Source organism: Ochrobactrum sp. S1502_03, from assembly GCF_044435015.1.
In the GTDB taxonomy this organism is placed as follows: Bacteria; Pseudomonadota; Alphaproteobacteria; order Rhizobiales; family Rhizobiaceae; genus Brucella; species Brucella chromiisoli.
In genome coordinates, this window is record NZ_JAYEXN010000010.1 from 1 (window position 1) to 23355 (window position 23355).

Below are 23355 nucleotides of genomic sequence, written 5' to 3' on the forward strand. Positions count from 1 at the left end.
ATTTAAAGTTACGGGCCCGCGCACGCTAAACCTTGCAACCTAAAGGAGGGGTACTTTTTGGACGCCGATAAGGGGTCCCGTTTAAACGCCGATTGACACTCGCACTTCTTTCCGGTGGCTACATACCACTCAAGCCGTCCGGCGTTCGGGTCAACTATCTTGTTGTTTCGGAGGACGAAACCGCAATGTTCGGATTTGACGTTCAAAGCAATCTCATTGATGGGTTTGATCAAGGCTCTTGGGGCAAACCGCCAATCTAGCTCAGCGCGTAAAATTCATCGTTTCAACCCGCTTCGGCGGGCTTTTTATTGAGGTCGAAATGGCAAAAAATGATCTAAAATTATTCGCTGGCGGAAGTTCAGCCAATGTTATGACGCAAGCCGAATATGAGGCGTTTGTTTCTCTGATTAATGGCTTCTCGACAGGCGTTGCTCAATCGAAGCAGCTGAATAAGGTGTGGCGTCAGGCGTCTTTTGTTGCCGCAATGATTGGCTTGTTTACCGGTAAAAACTCGAACGAAGACGTGCTGGATGATGGTGATGTCGATAGCTTCGAAGCAAAGTTTTCACGAGCAATGCAGGCGTTTATCGCTGCTCAGACTGCTATTGGTTCGTTTTGGCAGCCGGTTATTTCCATGACTATCACTGCGCCTCCCACAACCCCGGCGTTTGGTGATTCCTACGTTATACCAACGGGCGCGACAGGAGTCTGGGCAGGAAAGTCGCAGTCGATAGCGGTATGGATGGGCAGTGAGTGGCGTATATTTTCGGCTAAGAATGGTCACGGTATTAGTTTGCCGGACGGTCGAATCTTCGAGCGCGTGGGCGGTTCTTACATTGAGAAACCTGCATTGGATGTGCAATCCGGTAAATGGAACTATGCGGCAGCGACAGGCTCCGCCAATGCACTTGTCGTCAATCTCGATCCAGTTCCTCAGTCCACGCCAACGGGCATGAAAATCAGGGTGTTGGTTGCTACGACCAACACCGGGGCGGCCACTATCGCAGTTAATGGCGCTGCTGCTGTGGCGATTCGATACGCTGATGGTTCTGATCTGTTTCCGGGTGAATTGGTTGCAGGGCGAACCGTTGATCTGATCCGACAACCTAACGGCATATGGGCCGTACTGACGCCGACAGAAGGCTTCCTTCGCCTGACGACTAAGGGTGCTCGCGACAGTCAGATTAATGTACCCCTAGCGTCAGACATCGGCACCAGTGCAACAATATGTGCTCAAGTGACAATCACAGGAGCGACTTACATTGAAGCAACCGGCGCAGGCTCCATCGTCAATATCGGCGGTACGCTTGGCGATACAGTTCTTTACATGGACATTTTCGATGTAGCCGCGAACGCAACGATTATCACAGGGCCGCAGGCAGCGGCATCTTCGGTCAATAATGAGAAAGCTGCCGTTTATAACCGCGTGATTGGGCGAGGCTTCGACAAAACCAAAACCTATCGTGTGAGGGTTCTGGCATCGAAAGCCAGCAATTTCGGGCAGGTAAATATTGCCAACGTCAACATATTTGCGATGCACGATTAAGGGGATTTAGAGATGACACGCATCTATTACACGCTCGACGGCGGCATTGTCGCAGGCTACGATCCTCTACCTGATGGGGCAAAGAAAATCACGGAAGGGCAATATCAGGCGTTACTGGCAAATCCGCAGGGAGGCGAAAGCCCATCACTGGCTGACATCAAAAGACAGCTTGCTAAACAGGTGGATACGGCGGCAGAAAACGAACGCTTGAAATACATCACGCCGGGCAACGGCCAGGCAATGACGTATCAACAGAAGGTGGCAGAGGCGCAGGCATTCAAAGCTGCCACCAGCCCACAAGCGGCAGATTATCCACTCCTGTCATCAGAAATTGGAATAACTGCTGAAACACTTGATGAAGTTGCCAACATCGTCCTCGGCGCTTTCGCGCAATGGCAGCAGATCGGCGCAATGATCGAAAGCATCCGCCTCGGTGCCAAGCGCGACGTCGAGGCGGCGGAAGATGAAGCCGCAGCCCGTGCCATCGTTGACGCCATCATCTGGCCGTCTGAAGCCTGACCACTCAACCAACCCACCAGACCGCACCGCCCTTGAGGCGGTTTTTTATTGCCGAAAGGAAATAAAGAAAAGCCCCGGCAGCACGGGGGTACATACCGAGGCCGCGCTAGCTTGATGGTCACACCTCACCTGCGCTTACAGATCATCCCATAAAATCAAGAAAACACAAACAAAAACCCCGGCGATGAGGCCGGGGTCCTGATCCATACCGTGTGCTATAACTTACGACGGTTGTTCATGTAATACCTGATCTCTTTCCAGCCTATTGAAGCTACCACATATGAAAGTGTAGCGAGAATAGCCGCTTCAATTATCAGAAACCAAATCATGGTGCTTCTTCAAGCCTGAACTACGCCGCCTCCTGATTGTTTGCCCTTCATCCATGGAAGCACGACTTCTGGTTCTTCGAGTATGCCGCGTTTCTTGGCAAAACCTCTAATGGCGTTTTCAGCCGCGTTGACTGGTTTGATGCCATCGTGACTATCGCAGCACGCTTTCCAAGCGATTTCGTAAACGAGGCCACGGTCGTGTTCGGGCCATTCGTAAAGAAAATCTAGCGCATCCCCGATGCTGGCAATTTCTCGAACAAGGTAGGGGCCGTCCTTCACAAAAACAGGACTGTCAAACAAACGGTCGTTCATCGAAACCTCCATTTGATCGAACGTTAAATGTTGGAATGACGGCTTGGATTTAGTCAAAAGTCTATCGTTTTCAAGACCCTCTCAATCACAAAAAAAGGTAAACACAATGGACAGAACCGTGCCAGCAGGCGCGGCGCTTTTGCTCGACTTTATTGCACAGACAGAAGTCGGAAGCACAGGCCGCGCATCTTATGACGTGATCTATGGTCATAATCAGGGAAAGTTGCCAAAGCAGATCACCAGCATGACGCTTGGCGAACTGATTGACGCCCAGGCATCTTTTCCCAAGCGCTTCAAATCGTCGGCGTCCGGTCGCTATCAGTTCATGCGAGCCACTTTGCAAGGATTGGCTCAGGAGCTTGGCTTGCGCGGCACACAGGTGTTTGACCCGGATTTGCAGGATCGCCTCGGCTATCACCTGCTTATCCGTCGCGGGTATCATGATTTCATCTCTGGCAAGATCAGCCGGACAGAGTTTGGCAAACGTCTCGCGCAGGAGTGGGCATCTTTCCCGGTGCTGGCCGCAACCAAGGGTGCCCACCGTGATCTGACACGCGGCCAGAGCTATTACACTGGCGATCCGCTGAATAAGGCGCTTGTTACCCCTGCAAAAATTGAAGCTGTTCTGAACAAGGTGAAGACTGCTGGAGTTGTCCAGCCAGCCGCAGAGGTTATCGTAGAACAGGTGCCGGTTGTTGCTGATCCGGGTGAGCTTGGCACCAAGCCATCGCACAGTAAGACAGTATGGACGTGGGCAGGGGCTGCAATCATGTCGGCAGTCAGCGGCGTTGGTTCATTTCTTGGCGGGCTGTATTGGCGTGTGCAGCTTGTTTTCAGTGCGGCGATCATCGGCTTTGCAATCTACGGCATTAAGCGACGTCGCGATTTGTTCAAAGCCGTTAAAGAGCTACAGGCCGATTTGTCATGATCTGGGCCTTAATCCCGAACTGGTTGAAGATGACCGCCGCCGCTGTTCTGGCGGCTTTTTTGTGTCTGGCCGCTGGGTATGTGATCGGCAAGCGTGACGGTCGAGCCAGTGCCGAAACGAAAATCGAAAGACAGAACAATGAAGCGACTGACAAAGCCCTTGGGGCTGCTCTCTCTTATGATCAGTGTATCGATGCTGGCGGGGTGTGGACATTCAGGACCGGCAAATGTTCAAGGCGTCCGTAGTGTCCTTGGATCCGATCTAATGGGTGCACGCGGTGCAACAGAAGCCGATCAGCGTAGGATTGACCGCACAATTGTTCGAGGCTGTGCCGGGGGCGTCTGGTCGAAAGATGAATGCGCAAAGCATGATGAGAAATAAGAGGGGCAACGGTCAGTGATGAATGATCCGTTCAATGAATACGGCCTGAAAACTTCGGTGCTTATCGCTGGCTTTGCAGGGGGGATACTTCGCGCACTCTCCCGCAAGAAAGCATCTATGCGGGAAACGATCGCTTCGCCAATCTGTGGTGCTCTGGCGGCGGGTTATCTGACCGGACCGATTGTGCATTATCTCAGAGCTATGAACTTTCCACTGCCACCGGATGACGGTTCCAATGTCGGGCTTCATGCAGCTGCATTCGTCGTCGGCGTATGCGGCATGTGGATCAGTGACGCTCTATTTGAAATCATCACAGAACGGTTTAAGCGGAAGGAATGAGAAGGGCAGAAGAAGGGGCATTGAGGGAGGGAGAAAAAGGTGAGGGGAACGAATGGGATTATTTAATGTTTTCAAAGCCGTTTTTGGGGCGAAGGTGAGGGGATTTGACTGATCGCAGCGGACTGCTAAGTTACTGTAATATATAAATAAAACGTCAATTTTTGTGAGGTTCGAATGGTGGGCGTAACAGGGATTGAACCTGTGACCCCTACAATGTCAATGTAGTGCTCTCCCGCTGAGCTATACGCCCATTCGATGTGGCGCATACACCATATCGCGTTGCGCCCGTCAATGCTCTTTTTGAAGTTTTTTGTCTTTTTCGTGAATAGTTTATCGTATGCCAGGAATGCCACAGGCAGCTCAAAAGCATTGTGCGTCCGTATGGACGCACAAACAGGCGCATTGCTTGTAAAAACCGGTTCCTGTGTTGGAATGGTTTGGTTTAGGCAGCGATCAGCATCTTTTCGATTTCGTTCACCAGATCGCGCAGATGGAATGGCTTGGAAAGCACTTTTGCGTCGCGCGGAGCGTCCGAATCGGGGTTCAATGCAACGGCAGCGAAGCCGGTGATGAACATGATCTTGAGATCCGGGTCGATTTCAGTCGCACGGCGCGCGAGCTCAATACCGTCCATTTCCGGCATGACAATATCAGTGAGCAGCAGCGAAAACGGTTCTTCGCGCAGTCTTTCATAGGCGCTTGCGCCATTGTCGAAATGGGTGACGTGATAGCCTGCTTTTTCCAGTGCTTTCACGAGGAAGCGACGCATATCATTATCGTCTTCAGCTAGCAGAATTCTTTTCATTGGTCCGTCCGAATTTCATGTCGTCCGTTCGCAAGGTGCAGCGAAGATAACGACTCATTTTGCACACTAGAAAACGCGCTTTTGGTAAATATGAAATGAATGCTCGCGCAAATGTTAATTGTTATGGCCACTGTTTGGCAACATGCTGTTATGTGTTACAGCTTTGCACGATTTAAGAGGCCAGCCAATAGGAGGAAAGGTGGTGGCTTAAAATTTGGATATTGCATCGGGCCGGACTAGAATAAGGTGCTACTTTTGGTGCAAATTGATCGGGTGGCGCGCTGTCACAAGGCAATCGAAACGGGTTGACGTATGAGTCTGGAACGCGATTTTCATCTGATCCCCCCTTTTGAGCTTTGCGCGCCTGCGCAGCAGCGCATTCCCTTTGTTTTCAATTCCCCCCATAGCGGCCGCGCCTATCCGCTCTCATTCCTTGAAGAGACGCGTCTCGACCCGCTGGCAATTCGCTATTCGGAAGACTGCTATGTGGATGAACTTTTTGCGACGGTGCCGCGCTTGGGCGCGCCTTTGCTTAAAGCACATTTTCCGCGGGCGTTTCTCGATGTAAACCGCGAGCCCTATGAGCTTGATCCGCGCATGTTCATTGAGCCGCTGCCGCCCTTCGTCAACAGCCAGTCTGCACGCGTGGCAGGCGGTTTGGGAACAGTGCCGCGTCTGGTTGGCGAGGGGCAGACCATTTATTCGGGGCGTATATCGCTGCGGGAAGCTTTTTATCGCATCGAAGATATTTATAAGCCCTATCACCGCGCACTCGATGATCTGCTGAAGTCCACCCATGAGCGTTTTGGCTATTCTGTGCTGATAGATTGCCATTCCATGCCGGGCGGTACGCGCGTGGGCGAACTAAGTGACCGTCCTGATTTCATTATTGGGGATCGTTTTGGCCGTTCATGCAGTGAGCAGCTGACGCAGGCTGCGATGGAGCTTCTTCAGGGGCTTGGCTATACGGTTGCCCATAACAAGCCCTATGCGGGCGGCTTTATCACGGAACATTATGGTCGGCCTGCCCAGTCGTGCTTTGCCCTGCAGATCGAAATCAACCGCAGCCTCTATATGAACGAGCAGAGCTTACAGAAGCTTGTTGGCTTTGACGCACTTTGCGCTGATCTCTATCAGTTTCTGAGTGACCTGACATCTTTGCCGGGTGAGCTTCTGGTCATGCCGTCACTCGCAGCGGAATAGGGCTGCCAAAGACGCTGGAAACTCCAAAAGTATCGTAGATAAAAAGAGCCGCGCCCCAATGAAGAAGGCGCGGCCAAAGACTAGGGAGGAAATGCCCCGAAAGGCACCGACAGGACAGCCTGTCTGACCTTTAAGTTATGCTGAAAACCCTGATAGGTCAAGAAATTACGCATAATTTTTGAGCTAAATCTATTTTGCTCAAATTATTTGCATTGTTGGTATGGATTGCATAGGAATGCATCACGTTATGGAAATGGGAGATTGGAATTGCTGATCGACAGGGCATTTTTTTCCGAGGTCGCAGCGGCGGCGGCAGCTGAAACCTTGCCAAGGTTTCGCAGGTTCAACGAGATCGATAATAAATACACTTCGGGATTTGATCCGGTGACGGAAGCCGACCGTTCAGCGGAGCGCGCGATTCGTGCAGTGATCGGGCGCGAGTTTCCAGAACACGGCATTCTCGGTGAAGAATACGGCCCCGAAAATATTGATCGCAGCCATGTCTGGGTTATCGATCCTGTTGATGGAACCCGTGCTTTCATTTCGGGTTTGCCCGTATGGGGAACGCTTGTAGGTCTGACTGTCGACGGCGATGCCAAGGCAGGCATGATGTCTCAGCCTTTTACGGGCGAGTTATTTTATAGCGACGGTGAAGGGTCTTATCTGGTGCGTGATGGCGTCGAGCAGCGTTTAGCTACGCGCTCACAGGCCACTCTTGAAGATGCAACAATGTTCACGACGACGCCTGCGCTCTTCAAAGGCGAATTGCGCAAAGGGTTCGATCGACTGGAAAATTCCGTGCGTCTGTCGCGATATGGCGTCGATTGCTATGCTTTCGCCATGCTTGCGGGCGGCTTCACGGATATTGTTGTTGAAGCAGGCTTGCAGCCCTATGATATTGTCGCGCTGATCCCGATCATTGAACAGGCAGGCGGTGTTGTCACGCAGCGCGATGGGGGGCCGGCAGAGAAGGGTGGCGATATTGTTGCAGCCGCATCTGTAGAGCTGCATCAGGCCGCACTGGAGCTGATCAACAGCTAAATGAGTTGAGTTGGCTCTGTGCTTGCTATTTCTGTTTCCGAATTGCCGGGAATGAAGGCATCAAAGGCAGCCAGAGCCTGCTCACGATAGAAGTCAGCCTCCTGAAGTATCTCGTGGCGGGCACCATCGACGACCACGAGCGAAATATTGCGCGTGCGTGCTACAAAGCGCTCAATCGCCGGTGTGGAAACCACCCGATCATTACCGGCTGCAATAATCAGAACAGGGACAGCCGGTCCCTGATAAAAGTCTGGTCGGTTGATGCGCGATGCGGTTTCAAGCGCGCCTGCAATCCAGCGTATGGTCGGGCCGCCAAGCGCCAGATCGGCATGGCTACGGACAACTTCCATATTGCGCATGAAACGCGCGGGATCACTGGTCAGCGGGTTATTCGCAAAAGGCCGGTTCATCATTTTGCGCCCTGCTGCGGCATAAAGCCTGCCAAAGCCGATCATGCGCAAGGCAATGGTGATGCGGCGCATCTTGTCATCGCTTGATTGCGATCCGCCAAGTCCCATCAAGGGTGCACAAAGCACAATCCGGGTTATGCGTGATGCAAGCTTTGGGATCGACGCATAGGCAATCAGTGCACCTGCTGAATGCGCCAACATATAAAAGGGGGGTGGGCAGTCTGGCAGAACAATGTCAGTGAGAAACTGATCAAGATCATTGGTGTAATCGCTAAAGCGGCCCACATAGCCGCGAAAGCGGTCTTTGAGCAGCCTGTGCGATCCGCCTTGGCCGCGCCAGTCGAAGGTCGCGACATGGAAGCCGCGGTTTGTCAGGTCGGATATGGTTTCGAAGTATTTTTCGATAAACTCGTTGCGGCCTTGTAGCAAAACGATCGTACCACGCGATGGTTTTGTCGGTGATTTCACCAGTGCATAACGCAGACTCTTGCCGTCCCGCGTTTTGAACATGCCAGATTGTGTGCCCGCCGGTATGGGGTTGGCGTTGGTCTCAAAAAGAAAATCTGGCATTTCACTCGTGTGCCCAGGTTCGATATTCTAAGACCATTATAGCGGGCTAAACTATTACAAAAAGTAACCGGAAGCCTGAACGCAGACTTCCGGTTCAGAAAACAACCTGTGCAAGGGACGTTACCCAGGTTGAACTGTTTGATACTTACCAGCCGCGCCCGGCGCGGCGCTCATCAAGAATGCGACCGCTGAACGCATCAACCACCACGATGACACGGCGACCGTTGGGGCGCGTGGCTTTAACGAAATAGGCGCCGCGATCTCGGCGTATATCGCCGACATCATAACCGCGGCGTTCAAGCGAGCGGGCGATGCGGCGCGGACTGATGATTTCGCGACGCATGGCTTCATCGCCCCAGCCCGGTCCGCGGCCTGGGCCTCTGTCTGGACCATCCCAACCGGGACGCGGTCCGCCGCGGGGCGGCATCGGCGGACGATAACCATCATCGTCATAGTACTGGGTCTGTATAAGCAGACCATTATTGGCTGCGTAGGACTTTGTCGCGACTCCAGTCGCGATGGTGGCGAGTGCGGCAAAAGCAAGAAGAGCTTTTTTCATAACCGTGATCCTTTGATAAACCCGCCTCTCGGCAGGCATAGTGGGACGATAGCCCCAAGCACCTGAACGCTCGCCGAAGATGATGTTCATTTTTGGTTCATGGGTGGCAAAGACCCCAATTTGCGGCTCCCAAACGATCAGGAGTTATTACGGCAAGTGATAAGCCGTGTAATTTTATCGAATTGTTGACGAAAAGGCATTGTCGGTTTTTTGCGCGGCCTGAAAAAATCGCTCTTGAAATAAAAAAGCAGCATTCCCAAATGAGTTTTGCGGTTGCCGATAACGGGATCGCCGGCACAAAGAATTCGCCAGAATGGGAGTTCTGCCGCCAATATAGTGCATCTTTGTCGCTCTTAAGGAGGGCTTACACATGCGTCACGTTGATTTTTCGCCACTCTATCGTTCCACCGTTGGTTTTGACCGTCTCTTCTCTTCGATGCTCGATACACTCGCATCGCCAGAAGGTTCGCAGTCTTATCCGCCCTATAATATTGAGCGGACCGGTGAGAACACCTATCGCATCACCATGGCCGTTGCAGGCTTTTCGGAAAGCGAACTTGAAATTGAAGCCCATCGCAATCAGTTGACCGTCAAGGGTCAAAAGGCTGAGGACGATGCGTCTGAAACCAGTGAAGTGCTTTATCGCGGCATTGCTTCGCGTGCTTTCGAACGCCGCTTCCAGCTTGCAGACTTTGTTGAAGTAGCCGGTGCAAGCCTTAAAAATGGCTTGCTCCATATTGATCTTAAGCGCGAAATTCCCGAACAGATGAAGCCGCGCAAGATCGAAGTCAGCAAAGCGCCAGTCGGCGATGCGCAGCAGATTGAGACGAAAACCGCTCACTAAACTCTGCTGATATTCATCTATAAGGAAAGCGGCGCCATGTGCGCCGCTTTTTCATTGTTAAGCAATCAGCTTGCCGAACTGATCGATTTCTTCTTCTGTATTGGCAAAGCTTGTCACGAAACGCGCGAAAATCTCGCCTTCACTGATGCGGTTGACTTCAGAATGTGGTGGATTCCAGTCGTAGAAAATTGCGCCAGCTTCCCGCAGGCGATCATAGACCGACTGTTTCATAATCGCGAAAACTTCATTGGCTTCCGGCTTCCATGCAAGACGCATCTGACTGGATACATCGATATGACGGGCAAGGCGCGCAGAAAGCGCATTTGAGTGCTTCGCGAGTTCGATCCAGAGATCATCTGCAAGATAGGCATCAAACTGCGCTGCGATGAAGCGCGTCTTTGAGAAAAGCTGGGCTGCGCGTTTGCGGATGAAAGGCAGGTCGCGTGCGCGGGCAGGGTCCATGAAGACAAGCGCTTCCGCACACCAGCAACCATTTTTGGTGCCGCCAAAGGATACGATGTCGACGCCCTGTTTCCATGTCATTTCGGCAGGCGTCATATCCAGCGACGCAAGAGCGTTGGCAAAACGTGCACCGTCCATATGCAGCGGCAGACCCGCATCGCGGCAAATTTTTGAGATCGTCGCAATATGTTCAGGCTGATAAAGCGTGCCGACTTCCGTGGCCTGCGTAATGCTGACTGCCATCGGCTGGCCTGCATGGACAAAGGCAGGATTAAAGCGCTTGAGTTCGCGCTTGAGCAGTTCAGGATCGATACGACCCATTGCCCCGTCAATCGGATGCAGACGTGCACCGCCGGTGAAATATTCCGGCGCACCGCATTCATCTTCGATCACATGCGCTTCGCGATGCACGAGAGAAACGCCACCGGGACGGTTGACGCTGGCGAGGGCCAAAGAGTTGGCCGCAGTGCCTGTGCCGACAAAGAACACTGCGACTTCGCGTTCGAACAACTCGTTGAAACGCTGTTCCACGCGTTTGTCGATTTCGCTGGCGCCATAGGCAGCAGCAAAACCATTGGCATGCAGCGAAAGGCTTTCAGCGATCTTCGGATGGGCACCAGCCCAATTGTCGGAAGCAAAATGCATGTTGTTCTCCGCTCACAATATGATCATCTATGGGAGGTATATAGACGCAACGGGTTACCGGCGTAAGACCAGTATGCGCGAAAAAGCAGCCGGCCGCTGCCACTTTTAGAAGCTTTTACTGCGTGCAGCGAGGCGCGCCAAACTGACGCAATCAGTCTTTTGCGCAACTAAATGTTGGTCGAACACGTTTCTGCGACATTTTGTTTCGCAATAAGCTCAAAAAAATCAAGTTTCCATCTTGTGAGCGAATTTGAATTCTGTCATACGTAATTAGGACAGCAATGCTGACTAATTGTTCGGCGCTGTCCAATTCAACACTGTGATAGGCTGGTGTCTCGCTGGGACATTTTCTTGTCGCAGAAAGAGAGTGTCGTGCAATCGGACAAACCGGCGGTAGCGGCATTCAATTAAGACAGGGGAGTTTGGTGCGCCGTTCTGGCGGGCTGAGGTCGCTTGTCCGAGCCTGAAAGACTAAGGCGCTTAAACAATATTCCCCCGCGGCGGCTTTGACCGTACGCCCCCGGAACGTCGTCCAACGCCTTTTCGACAAGGCTCCCATACATCTAAACTAAAGCGTATGCCGGAAAACGTGAAACGGTTTTCGGATCAGACGCGCCTCGTAATCAGTTGCGGAACGAATAGTCGTTCCGGTTCATTATCGTAACGCGCGCAGGGTTGTGCGCTCTTTGGAGGAAATGACGATGCCGCATTTGACGCCATCTGTATCGCATGTGGATTTACACAACGGTCAGAACGGAACGTTCAAAGCTGCGACCAATTCCACCAATGCCACCCGAAAAATGCGAACTTCGGCGGGTACACCGCCCGCCCAAGGCCTCTATGATCCGCGCAATGAACGCGACGCCTGTGGCGTTGGCTTTATTGCGCATATGAAGGGCCAGAAGTCGCATCAGGTCGTCGAAAACGGCCTCAAGATGCTTGAAAATCTCACCCATCGCGGAGCCGTTGGCGCCGACCCTCTGATGGGGGATGGTGCAGGCATTCTGGTGCAGATTCCAGATCGCTTCTTTCGTGAAGAATTGGCGCGTCAGGGTATCGATCTGCCGCAGCCCGGTCATTATGCTGTCGGCTATCTGTTCATGCCGCGCGACGCTGAATTGCGTGCGCATATTGAAGAAGTCGTCAAGGAAGTGATTGGCTCGGAAGGTCAAACCTTCATCGGCTTTCGTCAGGTGCCGGTTGATAATTCTTCGCTGTCCAAAGCCCCTGAAATTGCCGCGACTGAACCTTTCCACGTTCAGGTTTTCATCGGCCGTAGCGCAATCATTGAAAGCGACGATGAATTTGAGCGCCGCCTGTTCGTGCTGCGCAAGGTCATTTCCAATCGCATTTATCAAGAAAACGACGGCGACGATAAGGGCTTCTATATTGTCTCCATGTCGGCGCGCACCGTCGTTTATAAGGGCATGTTCCTGGCCTATCAGGTGGGTGCCTATTACAACGATCTGAAAGATCCGCGTTTTGAAAGTGCTGTGGCGCTCGTTCATCAGCGCTTTTCAACCAACACTTTTCCGTCATGGCGTCTGGCCCATCCTTATCGCATGGTCGCTCATAACGGCGAAATCAACACGCTGCGCGGCAACGTCAACTGGATGGCTGCCCGCCAGGCATCTGTGGATTCGGAGCTGTTTGGCAACGACATTTCCAAGCTCTGGCCGATCTCTTATGAAGGCCAGTCGGATACGGCCTGTTTCGATAACGCGCTCGAATTCCTGCATCAGGGTGGCTACAGCCTCGCACATGCGATGATGATGCTGATCCCGGAAGCATGGTCGGGCAACAAGCTGATGTCGGAAGAGCGCCGTGCGTTCTATGAATATCATGCAGCTCTCATGGAGCCATGGGATGGTCCTGCCGCCGTTGCCTTTACTGATGGTCGGCAGATTGGTGCAACGCTCGACCGTAACGGTCTGCGTCCGGCCCGTTATATTGTGACAGACGATGATTTCGTCATTCTGGCTTCCGAAGCGGGCGTTTTGCCTGTCGAGGAAAAAAAGGTCGTCAAGAAGTGGCGTCTTCAGCCGGGTCGTATGCTGCTTATCGATATGGAAGAAGGCCGCATCGTTTCAGATGAGGAAATCAAGTCGCAGATCGCGCAGAAGCATCCCTATAAGCAGTGGTTGGCAAACACGCAGCTCATTCTGGAAGACTTGAATCCGGTCGAACCACGTGCGCTGCGCAAAGATGTGAGTCTTCTCGACCGTCAGCAGTCCTTCGGTTACACGCAGGAAGATACCAAACTTTTGATGTCGCCAATGGCCACCACCGGTCAGGAAGCCATCGGTTCGATGGGGACGGATACGCCGATTTCGGCGATGTCTGACAAGTCGAAGCTGCTCTATACCTATTTCAAGCAGAACTTCGCGCAGGTCACCAATCCGCCGATTGATCCGATCCGTGAAGAGCTGGTGATGAGCCTTGTCTCTTTCATCGGTCCGCGCCCGAACATTTTTGACCTGGTTGGCACCTCGCGCCGCAAGCGTCTGGAAGTGCGTCAGCCGATCCTGACCAATGGCGATCTCGAAAAAATCCGTTCCATTGGTCACACGGAAGACCGTTTTGACACCAAGACGCTCGATATTACCTATAATGTCGGTGAAGGCGCGGCGGGTATGCATGGTGCGATTGAGCGTCTGTGCGACCGTGCGGAAGCAGCGGTTCATGGCGGCTATAACATCGTTATCCTGTCGGACCGTCAGGTTGGGCCGGATCGCATTCCGATCCCGGCGCTCTTGGCAACGGCTGCTGTCCACCATCACCTGATCCGCAAGGGTCTGCGGACTTCGGTCGGTCTGGTTGTTGAATCGGGTGAACCGCGCGAAGTGCATCACTTCGCTTGTCTTGCCGGTTATGGCGCGGAAGCAATCAATCCGTATCTCGCCTTTGATACGTTGCTCGACATGCATCGCCGCCGCGAGTTCCCGCCCGAAGTCGATGAACATGAAGTGGTCAAGCGCTACATCAAGTCGATTGGCAAGGGCATTCTCAAAGTCATGTCCAAGATGGGCATTTCGACCTATCAGTCCTATTGCGGTGCGCAGATTTTCGATGCTGTTGGCTTGCAGACGAGCTTTGTCGATCAGTTCTTCTTCGGCACAGCAACGAGCATCGAAGGCGTTGGTCTTGAACAGATTGCGGAAGAAACCGTGCGTCGTCACACCGATGCGTTCGGCAACGACCCGGTTCTGCTGACAGCACTCGAAGTCGGTGGCGAATATGCCTACCGTATGCGTGGTGAAGCACATCTCTGGTCGCCGGATGCGGTTGCGAAATTGCAGCACGCCGTGCGCACCTCGAACCCGGATACGTTCACAGAATACACGTCCATGCTCGACTCGAAGGCGGCACAGGCAAAGACCATTCGCGGCCTGTTCGATATTCGTTTTGCAGAAGCAAATGGCCGCAAGCCGGTCGCCATCGAAGAGGTTGAGTCCGCAGCCGACATCGTCAAGCGCTTCTCGACGGGCGCCATGTCGTTTGGCTCGATCTCGCGTGAAGCCCATACCACGCTTGCACGTGCGATGAACGCCATTGGCGGCAAGTCGAACACGGGTGAGGGCGGTGAGGAGCCGGATCGTTTCTATCCTCTGCCGGATGGTACGCCAAACCCTGAACGCTCTGCGATCAAGCAGGTGGCATCGGGCCGCTTCGGTGTGACGACCGAATATCTGGTCAACTCCGATCTTATCCAGATCAAGGTTGCGCAGGGTGCAAAGCCGGGTGAGGGCGGCCAGCTGCCGGGCCATAAAGTTGATGCAACCATTGCCAAGACGCGTCACTCGACGCCCGGCGTTGGCCTCATTTCGCCTCCGCCACACCATGACATTTATTCGATCGAAGATCTGGCGCAGCTGATCTATGATCTCAAAAACGTCAACCCAACCGCCGATATTTCGGTCAAGCTGGTGTCGGAAGTGGGTGTCGGTACGGTTGCGGCCGGTGTAGCCAAGGCGCGCGCCGATCACATCACCATTTCGGGCTATGATGGTGGCACCGGTGCATCGCCGCTGACATCGCTCAAGCATGCCGGTTCGCCGTGGGAAATCGGCCTTGCCGAAACCCACCAGACGCTGGTGCTCAATGGTCTTCGTTCGCGCATTGCGCTGCAGGTTGATGGTGGTCTTCGCACTGGTCGTGATGTCATCATCGGGGCGCTGCTTGGTGCCGACGAATTCGGGTTCTCGACCGCTCCGCTGATCGCCGCTGGCTGCATCATGATGCGCAAGTGCCATCTCAACACCTGCCCTGTGGGTGTTGCCACACAGGACCCTGTTCTGCGCAAGCGCTTCAAGGGCACGCCCGAACATGTGATTAACTTCTTCTTCTATCTCGCAGAAGAAGTGCGCGCATTGCTGGCAGAAATGGGCTTTACCAAGCTTGAACAGATCATCGGCGAAACGGAACTGCTCGAAAAGCAGACCATGATTGATCACTGGAAGGCCAAAGGCCTCGACTTCAGCCGTATCTTCTACAAGCCGGAAGCCGAGAAGCACGAAATCTTCTGGACCGAGCGTCAGCATCATCCGATTGAAGATGTTCTGGATCGCCAGTTGATTGCCGAAGCCATGCCAGCGCTGGAAAACAAGACGCCGGTCAAGATTGATGTCGCCATCAAGAACGTCGACCGTTCGGCAGGTGCAATGCTTTCGGGCGAAGTGGCCAAGCGCTTCCGTCATAAGGGTCTACCAGAAGACACCATTGCCGTTACCCTGCGCGGTACGGCTGGCCAGTCTTTTGGTGCGTTTCTTGCCCGCGGTATCTCGTTTGAACTTATTGGTGATGGCAACGACTATATCGGCAAAGGTCTTTCGGGTGGTCGTATTGTCATACGTCCACCGGAAGACACGCGGATCGTGGCTGAAAACTCGATCATCGCAGGCAATACCGTGCTTTACGGAGCGCTTGAAGGCGAGTGCTACTTCCGCGGTGTGGCTGGCGAGCGTTTCGCCGTGCGTAACTCGGGCGCGGTCACGGTTGTCGAAGGCGTGGGTGATCACGGCTGCGAATATATGACGGGTGGCGTGGTTGTCGTTATCGGTCAGACTGGCCGTAACTTTGCAGCCGGTATGTCGGGCGGCGTTGCTTATGTGCTTGATGAAGAAGGTGACTTCGCACAGCGCTGCAACATGGCGATGGTCGAGCTGGAACCGGTGCCGGAAGAAGATGACATGCTTGAAAAGCTGCATCATCACGGTGGCGATCTGATGCACAAGGGCCGTGTCGATGTATCGGCAAACATGACGCGCCACGACGAAGAACGTCTGGTGCAGCTGATTGCCAACCATCTGCATTACACTGGTTCCACGCGTGCCAAGGACATTCTCGATAATTGGGAGAGCTATCGCCCGAAATTCGTGAAGGTCATGCCGGTCGAATATCGCCGCGCTCTGGAAGAGATGGAACGTATGCAGATCGGCGTTGCAGCTGAGTAAAAGTCAAAATCACGACGCGGTGCTTGTGCGCCTGAAATGGCGCACGGCATTGTGAGAGGAGCATGGAATAATGGGTAAAGTTACTGGTTTTCTTGAGATCGACCGGCAGGTAGCAAAGTATCAGCCTGCATCGGATCGTATTCGTCACTTCCGTGAATTCACGCTGCCGATGACGGATGGTGAGGTGCAAAAGCAGGCGGCACGCTGCATGGATTGCGGCATTCCATTCTGTCATGGTGACACGGGTTGTCCTGTTCACAACCAGATCCCGGACTGGAACGATCTCGTCTATAACAACAACTGGGATCAGGCGATCCGCAACCTGCATCTGACCAATAACTTCCCCGAGTTTACCGGTCGGGTGTGTCCGGCACCTTGCGAGGAAGCCTGCACATTAAACCTTGAAGACGCGCCTGTTGCGATCAAGACGGTTGAACAGGCACTGGGCGACAAGGCCTATGAGCTTGGCTATATCGTGCCGCAGCCAGCAGCGCAGAAGACCGGCAAGTCGGTGGCGATTATCGGTTCTGGTCCGGCAGGTCTTGCAGCTGCACAGCAGCTTGCACGCGCAGGTCACATGGTCGATGTGTATGAACGCGAAAGCCGTCCGGGTGGTCTGCTGCGCTATGGCATTCCTGATTTCAAGATGGAAAAGCACCTGATCGACCGTCGGGTTGCGCAGATGGAAGGCGAAGGCGTTCGTTTTCTTTGCGGCGTGAATATCGGTGTCGACAAGCCGCTGCGCGGTCTGCTCGATACCTATGACGCAGTGCTTTATTCGGGCGGTTCTGAAAAGCCGCGTCCGGCTGGTATTCCGGGTGCAGACCTTGAAGGCGTGCATGATGCCATGCCTTATCTCGTGCAGCAGAACCGTCGCGTTGGCCGCGAAAATATTGAATCGGTCGCCTGGCACGAAGCGCCGATCCTAGCCGGAGGCAAGCATATCGTCGTCGTCGGCGGTGGTGATACGGCGTCCGACTGCGTTGGTACGGCTTTCCGTCAGGGCGCGGTCAATGTCACGCAGCTTGATATTCGTCCGCAGCCGCCTGAACGAGAAGACAAGCTCAGCGTCTGGCCTTATTGGGCAACCAAGATGCGCACATCTTCCAGTCAGGCTGAAGGTGCTAATCGCGAGTTTCAGGTGGCAACGCTTGAATTCATCGGCGAAGATGGCAAGCTCACTCATGTGAAGTGCTGTCAGGTTGATGAAAAGCGCAAGCCGATTGCGGGTTCCGAATTCTTCATCAAGGCTGATCTTGCTTTTATCGCCATTGGCTTCTTTGGTCCGGCTGAAAACAGTGTGCTCAAGGAACTTGGAGACAAGCTCGAAATCGCAACGGATCGTCGCGGCGGAACCTCTGTGAAGGCTAACACGCGCAATTATCGCACCAATGTCGATAAGCTCTATGCAGCAGGCGATGTGCGCCGCGGCCAGTCGCTGGTTGTCTGGGCCATACGTGAAGGCCGTCAGGTCGCTCATGCAATCGATGCGGATTTGATGGGGTCGTCAGTTTTACCGCGTTAATTCGAACAGCATTCCAATGAAAAGCCCGGCTTGAAGCCGGGCTTTTTTATCTTTGTGTTAGCTCTTCTGGCGGTTTTTGCGAATTACCAGATAGATTATGCCCAAGAGCACAAACCAAACAGGTGTTATTTTCAGAGCAACCGCCGTATCCGGTTCCTGTGCCAGCGCCCAGAGAATGAAGGCAAAGAAGGCAAAGACCATGGCAACGGCAGCGCGGCCGCCCGGCATTTTGAATGTTGACTTTTCATGCAGATCAGGACGCTTGCGGCGATACTGAAGATAAGAAGCCAGAATAATTGACCAGATGAAGATGAAGAGAAGCGCTGAAATCGTCGTGACGATGGTAAAGGCTTCGATGATGCTCTGGCCTGCATAAAGCAGCACAACGCCTGCAAGAAGGAAGATGCAGGAGAAGAATAGCGCATTCACGGGCACTTTACGGCTGTTCAGCTTGCCGAGCGTCTGCGGGGCGAGACGCGATGTTGCAAGACCATAGATCATACGCGATGTCGAATAGATGCCGGAATTGGCGCTCGATGTTGCAGACGTCAGCACCACGAAGTTCACAACATGGGCGGCAATACCAAGGCCGGCCAGCGAGAACATAGCCACAAACGGGCTTGAGCCTGGATCAACCTGATCCCATGGAATAACTGTGATAATCACGAACAGCGCACCGACGTAGAAAAGCACAACACGGATCGGAATCGAGTTGATGGCCTTTGGCAGGTTGCGCATTGGGTTCTCGGTTTCAGCGGCAGCTGTACCAACAAGCTCAATGCCGACGAAAGCGAAAACCGCAATCTGGAAGCCAGCCACAAAGCCAAAGAAACCTTTTGGGAAGAAGCCGCCATTGGCCCAGAGATGCGTGACCGAAGCCTGCGTGCCGTTCGGCAGCGTGAAATTCGTGATCAGCATATAGGCGCCTGCCAAAATAAGGGCGACGATTGCCACGATCTTGATCAGCGCAAACCAGAACTCGATTTCACCGAAGTTGCGCACATTTGGCAGGTTCAGCAGCAGCAAGACACCAATTAGGCCAAGTGCGGGAATCCACAGAGCCAGATCGGGATACCAGAACGAGACATAGCCCGAGACGGCCACAACATCGGCAATGCCGGTTACAATCCAGCAGAGCCAGTAGGTCCAGCCGGTGAAGAACTGTGCCCATGGGCCGAGATAGTCGCCTGCGAAATCAGCGAATGAACGATATTCGAGATTGGACAGAAGGATTTCACCCAGTGCACGCATCACGAAAAACAGCATGAAGCCGATGATTGCATAAACCAGCAGAATAGATGGTCCGGCGAGCGAGATCGTCTTCCCTGACCCCATGAAAAGGCCCGTGCCGATCGCACCGCCAATGGCGATCAGCTGGAGATGTCGGTTGGACAGGTTGCGTGCAAGATGGGGTTCCTCCTCCCGGTTGTTCTCAACGGGAGGCTTCGATGCAATATTCATTCAGATGCCTCTTATGCAATATAGACGCATGCGCCCAACGTTTTGTCAGGCCGCGTGCATTTGTGATAAACGAGGCCGTCTCAAAAGTGAACTCTGTGAAATTCAACATTTAGGCTTAGAAGTACCGTATATTTCACGGCTTTTCAGCAATATTCCTTTTTGATACGCATTAAATAAGTTGCGTAATCAGGGATTTACGCTAGTGCGCGGCCACGAAAAATCATCGGCTCTTCCCGGCATGGATTTTTGTTCTTTTGCCGACTTTTCTTTATTGGTCTTGTGAGGGGCCAGCGTTCCACCCAGCAAGATACCGCTTTTGTCATGGTCGATATCGCGCAGACTCACCGGCGCGATGCGATCGACGGGCTTGGAAGGGTCTTGTTTTTCCGCAGTTGGCAGCAATTGCTGATTGTCGCGATTGTCACCGAACAGCGCTTTGAGAGGTTTCTCTGCATAGAAAGCGAGCTTGCGCTTGCCTGCCGTGGTGGTGTTGATACCATCATTGCTGCGCAAACGCGCCGTTTGGCCATTAATGTCGAAGCCGGTCTGGCTAAAATTGCCATCCTCATCCACGAAGCCATCCCATACGTCGATAAATTTTCCGCCAGCCCTTTCGGAGGTGGCGCGATAGATCTCATTGAGGGCAAGCATATCCTGCGACATGCCACGGGGGCGAAACGGCGGTTGTCCGACCCAGATCAGCGGATAGTTCTTGTCTGTGATCTGCTTTGTGAAACTGGAAAGGCGGCTTTGATATTCCGCTGTCCACTCGGGTGAGCGCGGGGCAAGATTCTGGCCTTTCGTTGTGATTGCCTGTCGGTCGTTTGAGCCGATCATGGCGACCACCGCATCGGGCTTTTCTTCTTCGAGAATGGTGCCGATATTGGCGGGCCAGTCGAAATGGTCGTCGCGCACAAAGCCGGAGGAGCCATTGATACGCGTTACAATCCGTATGTCGGGATCGTCCGCAAAGGCCACATCAAGCCCTTCTGCAAGACCATTAGCGATAAAGTCACCAACCACGAGGACTCTTTTAGCATCGGGCTTTTTTTCGACGAAATTCACTTCAGGCTGAGGTGCAGGCGCTGGGGCAGGGCGGGTTGCGGAACTTGCAGGCTTCGGCGCGCGCTTCGGTTTTACCGGACGCGTGCGCTTGGGTTTGGGCTGTTCAATTTGTTGCTGGGGCTGTGCCTTTTTTGATCCAAACAGCAGGTCGAAAATCGTGCGTGGGCGTTCCTGTGCCGATGCATGAGAAAGGGCTGTCAGCACCATCGAAAAGGCAATGAACAGCGTCGCCACGATGTTGCCAATCGAATATTTGAACCGTTGTGGCTGCATGGGCCTTACCTTCCTGCTTGCGGAATAGTAGCGTCCTTTGCCAGAAAGAAAAAGGAGCGTACACCAATGTACGCTCCCTTGCTTTAACGCGGCTTTTAGCGGCGGCGGAGAACCGAAAGCACTTCAGCGCTTGGATGTCCGTCTGGCTGTAGGCCATTGCGCTGCTGGAAAGCTTCAATCGCTTTGCGCGATGTTGAGCCGATTTTACCGTCGATCTTGCCATCGTAATAGCCGAGCGCCTTGAGATGCGTCTGCAATTCTTCACGCTCGTTCATGGTGATTGGCGTGAAAGGACGGTTCCAGTCCTGACGAAGGCCTTGATAACCGCCGATACGATCCGCGAGCAGGCCAACGGCCAGCGCATATTTATCAGCATTGTTATAGCGCTTGATGACGAAGAAGTTCTTGCCCATCAGGAAGGCTGGACCCTGACGGCCATCGGGGACCTTCAACGTGACTTTTTCATTGGCATCGGGGAAGGGGCGGCCATTGGCGCGAACGACGCCAAGCCTCTGCCATTCAGCGGCGCTGAGAGAACCGGATGGGAATTTGCGTCCTGCCGGAAGCACGACTTCATAGCCCCAGGTACGCCCCGGCTGCCAGCCATTGCGATGTAAAAGATTGGCAGCGGTGCCAAGCGCATCGGGAACTGAATTCCAAATGTCACGCTTGCCATTGCCATCAATATCAACTGCATAGGCCTGATAGCTGGTCGGAATGAACTGCGTGTGACCCATTGCACCCGCCCATGAGCCGGTCAGGTGGCCGCGATCAATATCGCCTGTCTGGAGAATTTTCATCGCGGCGATCAGCTGCGTGCGGGCAAATTTGGCGCGGCGCTGATCGGCATAGGCAAGCGTTGCCAGTGAACGGATCGTATCCATCATCACATCGTCGCGCTTGAGAATTTCACCGTAATTGCTTTCCATTGACCAGATAGCAAGCAGGATGTTGCGATCAACCGAGAAACGCTGTTCGATGCGCTGAAGCCACGGACCCCATTTTTTCGCCATGCTCTGGCCCACAGCCACGGAATGCTCATTCACGCGGTTGTCGATATAGTTCCAGACGGGTTCGTTGAATTCGGGCTGAAAGCGGGCTTTGCGCAGCACTTCGGGATCAGGTGAATCGACGCCTCTGAACGCGCGGTCGAAGATCGACGGCGATACGCCGCTCTGAACCGCGGTGGTGCGGAAGCCAGAAACCCATTTTCTGAAATTGGCATCGGCGAAAGCGCTGCCTGTTGTCAGCGCAGACGCAAGCATTGCAACCGCAACGGTTGCCGTAATCCTGGCGCGCATTCCTCGTCCCAGAGTGAATGGAAATCGCAGCATTCTGTGTTTCCCTTCTGCAATCATATTGCTGCCGTGTTGAACGGCGAGTTGCCTTTCCTGCCGAGCCTGTGTCATTCAGATTGCATTAAGTTGATAATACTATCCAGTGTTGAATTTGGGGCCGACTCTCGTAACGCTAAAATTAAAGCCTTCGGGTTAGCATTTGGTTTACCATCAAGCTTACACCAAAGAAATTGCCGGAAATTTTGTAAAATATTTGAATCAAGTAACATTAAGGCCGGGTTATTGAATGTGATAAGGAAAAAGGCGGAATTTCGTCCTTTCTTAATGAAAGCGCCCTAATTGAAATGCAGTGGTTTCAATGCTTTGATAGCGCCCTGTTGTTTTTAACAAATCGAGGAGACGAATGAGTTCGATCCGCAAAATCCGTAAGGCAGTTTTCCCAGTCGCCGGTCTCGGCACCCGCTTTCTTCCAGCGACCAAGTCCATCCCCAAGGAAATGCTCACCGTCGTCGACAAGCCCGTGATCCAGTATGTGGTGGATGAGGCTCGCGAAGCCGGTATCGAACATCTGATTTTTGTCACCGGACGCAACAAGGCTGTCATCGAAGATTATTTCGACGCGCAGGTTGAGCTTTATTCCACGCTTGCCGAGCGCGGCAAGAAAGCGGAGCTTGAGCATCTGCAGGAATTGCAGCCGCAGCCAGGCACCACCAGCTTCACCCGCCAGCAGGTTCCACTTGGCCTAGGCCATGCGGTCTGGTGTGCGCGCGAACTGGTTGGCGACGAGCCTTTTGCATTGTTACTGCCAGATATGGTCATGCAGTCGAAGAAAGGCTGCCTCAAGGAAATGGTCGAGCTTTATGAGCAGACCGGTGGCAATGTGATTGCCGTGCAGGAATGTGATCCTGACGAAGCGCACAAATACGGCATCGTCGGCAAGGGCAATGCCATCGGTAGTGGCTTTGAAATCAACCAGATGGTTGAAAAGCCAGCCAAGGGAACGGCACCTTCCAATCTTTATATCAATGGCCGCTATATTCTTCAGCCAGAAATCTTTGAGCTGCTGAGCAAGCAGGAAAAAGGTGCTGGCAATGAAATCCAGCTGACCGATGCCATGCTCAAGCTTGCCGATGCGCAGAAATTCTATGGCTTTGATTATCACGGCCGGACGTTTGACTGTGGTTCCAAGTCAGGCTTTATCGAAGCAAATGTGGCTTTTGCGCTTTGGCGCAAGGATATCCGCCCAACGGTCGAATTTTCGATTGCCGATCTTCTCAAGACCATTCAGCCGGAATAGGCTGAGCCGTCGGCAGAATCAATCAACCCTGCTTTCAGCAATGAAGGCGGGGTTTTTTATGCTGCTATAAATTCATGCGAGGGCCTCGGA

At 53.3% G+C, this 23355-nt stretch carries 20 protein-coding genes and 1 tRNA gene; 12 read left to right on the plus strand and 9 right to left on the minus strand.

Features of this window, described 5'->3' with window-relative positions; genetic code table 11:
* Window positions 1-319 precede the first annotated feature (319 nt).
* Complete coding sequence (locus VBH83_RS09100; RefSeq protein ID WP_396997319.1) at window positions 320-1546, plus strand: DUF2793 domain-containing protein; 1227 nt, start codon at window positions 320-322, stop codon at window positions 1544-1546.
* Between the two features lie 12 nt (window positions 1547-1558).
* On the plus strand, window positions 1559-2065 hold the full coding sequence (locus tag VBH83_RS09105) for a hypothetical protein (protein WP_396997321.1): 507 nt from the start codon (window positions 1559-1561) through the stop codon (window positions 2063-2065).
* A 338-nt stretch (window positions 2066-2403) separates the two neighbouring features.
* On the opposite strand, the gene VBH83_RS09110 is transcribed toward VBH83_RS09105, so the two are convergent.
* Complete coding sequence (locus tag VBH83_RS09110; RefSeq protein ID WP_396997323.1) at window positions 2404-2706, minus strand: DUF982 domain-containing protein; 303 nt, start codon at window positions 2704-2706, stop codon at window positions 2404-2406.
* Window positions 2707-2812: 106 nt separating this feature from the next.
* Between VBH83_RS09110 and VBH83_RS09115 the strand changes: the two genes are divergently transcribed.
* Genes VBH83_RS09115 through VBH83_RS09130 form a run of 4 tightly spaced genes read left to right on the plus strand, consistent with a single transcriptional unit; the run spans window position 2813 to window position 4354 of the window.
* Window positions 2813-3634 carry a hypothetical protein gene (locus tag VBH83_RS09115; protein ID WP_396997325.1) on the plus strand — a complete coding sequence of 274 codons (822 nt, stop codon included), beginning with the start codon at window positions 2813-2815 and terminating at the stop codon, window positions 3632-3634.
* A complete protein-coding gene (locus VBH83_RS09120) occupies window positions 3631-3879 on the plus strand; it encodes a hypothetical protein (protein WP_396997327.1) in 249 nt (82 codons plus the stop codon). The genes VBH83_RS09115 and VBH83_RS09120 overlap by 4 nt, the downstream gene beginning before the upstream one ends.
* Window positions 3773-4015, plus strand: a complete 243-nt coding sequence (locus VBH83_RS09125; protein WP_396997383.1) for a hypothetical protein — start codon at window positions 3773-3775, stop codon at window positions 4013-4015. Before VBH83_RS09120 ends, VBH83_RS09125 begins: the two co-directional genes overlap by 107 nt.
* Before the next feature lie 18 nt (window positions 4016-4033).
* On the plus strand, window positions 4034-4354 hold the full coding sequence (locus VBH83_RS09130) for a hypothetical protein (protein ID WP_396997329.1): 321 nt from the start codon (window positions 4034-4036) through the stop codon (window positions 4352-4354).
* Between the two features lie 175 nt (window positions 4355-4529).
* On the opposite strand, the gene VBH83_RS09135 is transcribed toward VBH83_RS09130, so the two are convergent.
* Both VBH83_RS09135 and cpdR read right to left on the minus strand, forming a co-directional pair.
* Window positions 4530-4604, minus strand: a tRNA-Val gene (locus VBH83_RS09135).
* 192 nt (window positions 4605-4796) lie between these two features.
* Window positions 4797-5159 (minus strand): cell cycle two-component system response regulator CpdR, encoded by a 363-nt coding sequence (cpdR, locus tag VBH83_RS09140; protein ID WP_007877205.1) that lies wholly within the window; start codon window positions 5157-5159, stop codon window positions 4797-4799.
* 312 nt (window positions 5160-5471) lie between these two features.
* Between cpdR and VBH83_RS09145 the strand changes: the two genes are divergently transcribed.
* Both VBH83_RS09145 and hisN read left to right on the plus strand, forming a co-directional pair.
* Window positions 5472-6362: an N-formylglutamate amidohydrolase gene (locus VBH83_RS09145; RefSeq protein WP_396997332.1), complete on the plus strand. Its 891-nt coding sequence runs from the start codon at window positions 5472-5474 to the stop codon at window positions 6360-6362.
* Between the two features lie 267 nt (window positions 6363-6629).
* A complete protein-coding gene (hisN, locus tag VBH83_RS09150; protein WP_265986771.1) occupies window positions 6630-7403 on the plus strand; it encodes a histidinol-phosphatase in 774 nt (257 codons plus the stop codon).
* Here hisN and VBH83_RS09155 read toward each other — a convergent pair.
* Together VBH83_RS09155 and VBH83_RS09160 are read right to left on the minus strand one after the other, a co-directional pair.
* Window positions 7400-8383, minus strand: a complete 984-nt coding sequence (locus VBH83_RS09155) for an alpha/beta fold hydrolase (protein ID WP_265986772.1) — start codon at window positions 8381-8383, stop codon at window positions 7400-7402. The genes hisN and VBH83_RS09155 overlap by 4 nt on opposite strands.
* A gap of 145 nt (window positions 8384-8528) precedes the next feature.
* Entirely contained in the window at window positions 8529-8942 is a 414-nt protein-coding gene (locus VBH83_RS09160) for an antifreeze protein (protein ID WP_265986773.1), read from the minus strand.
* 370 nt (window positions 8943-9312) lie between these two features.
* On the opposite strand from VBH83_RS09160, the gene VBH83_RS09165 reads away from it, so the two are divergent.
* Entirely contained in the window at window positions 9313-9786 is a 474-nt protein-coding gene (locus VBH83_RS09165) for an Hsp20 family protein (RefSeq protein ID WP_265986774.1), read from the plus strand.
* Window positions 9787-9843: 57 nt separating this feature from the next.
* On the opposite strand, the gene VBH83_RS09170 is transcribed toward VBH83_RS09165, so the two are convergent.
* A complete protein-coding gene (locus VBH83_RS09170; RefSeq protein ID WP_265986775.1) occupies window positions 9844-10893 on the minus strand; it encodes a low specificity L-threonine aldolase in 1050 nt (349 codons plus the stop codon).
* Between the two features lie 701 nt (window positions 10894-11594).
* Between VBH83_RS09170 and gltB the strand changes: the two genes are divergently transcribed.
* Both gltB and VBH83_RS09180 read left to right on the plus strand, forming a co-directional pair.
* Window positions 11595-16346 (plus strand): glutamate synthase large subunit, encoded by a 4752-nt coding sequence (gene gltB, locus VBH83_RS09175; RefSeq protein WP_265986776.1) that lies wholly within the window; start codon window positions 11595-11597, stop codon window positions 16344-16346.
* A 70-nt stretch (window positions 16347-16416) separates the two neighbouring features.
* Entirely contained in the window at window positions 16417-17871 is a 1455-nt protein-coding gene (locus tag VBH83_RS09180; protein WP_265986778.1) for a glutamate synthase subunit beta, read from the plus strand.
* A 57-nt stretch (window positions 17872-17928) separates the two neighbouring features.
* Here VBH83_RS09180 and VBH83_RS09185 read toward each other — a convergent pair whose 3' ends face one another.
* The 3 genes from VBH83_RS09185 to VBH83_RS09195 form a co-directional block, all read right to left on the minus strand.
* The gene (locus VBH83_RS09185; protein WP_265986780.1) at window positions 17929-19332 is read right to left on the minus strand and encodes an amino acid permease; all 1404 of its coding nucleotides are present in this window, start codon (window positions 19330-19332) and stop codon (window positions 17929-17931) included.
* Between the two features lie 186 nt (window positions 19333-19518).
* On the minus strand, window positions 19519-20670 hold the full coding sequence (locus VBH83_RS09190; protein ID WP_396997336.1) for a DUF459 domain-containing protein: 1152 nt from the start codon (window positions 20668-20670) through the stop codon (window positions 19519-19521).
* Between the two features lie 95 nt (window positions 20671-20765).
* A complete protein-coding gene (locus tag VBH83_RS09195; protein ID WP_265986781.1) occupies window positions 20766-22004 on the minus strand; it encodes a lytic murein transglycosylase in 1239 nt (412 codons plus the stop codon).
* A gap of 367 nt (window positions 22005-22371) precedes the next feature.
* Between VBH83_RS09195 and galU the strand changes: the two genes are divergently transcribed.
* On the plus strand, window positions 22372-23265 hold the full coding sequence (gene galU, locus VBH83_RS09200; protein WP_265986783.1) for a UTP--glucose-1-phosphate uridylyltransferase GalU: 894 nt from the start codon (window positions 22372-22374) through the stop codon (window positions 23263-23265).
* Window positions 23266-23355: the final 90 nt, after the last annotated feature.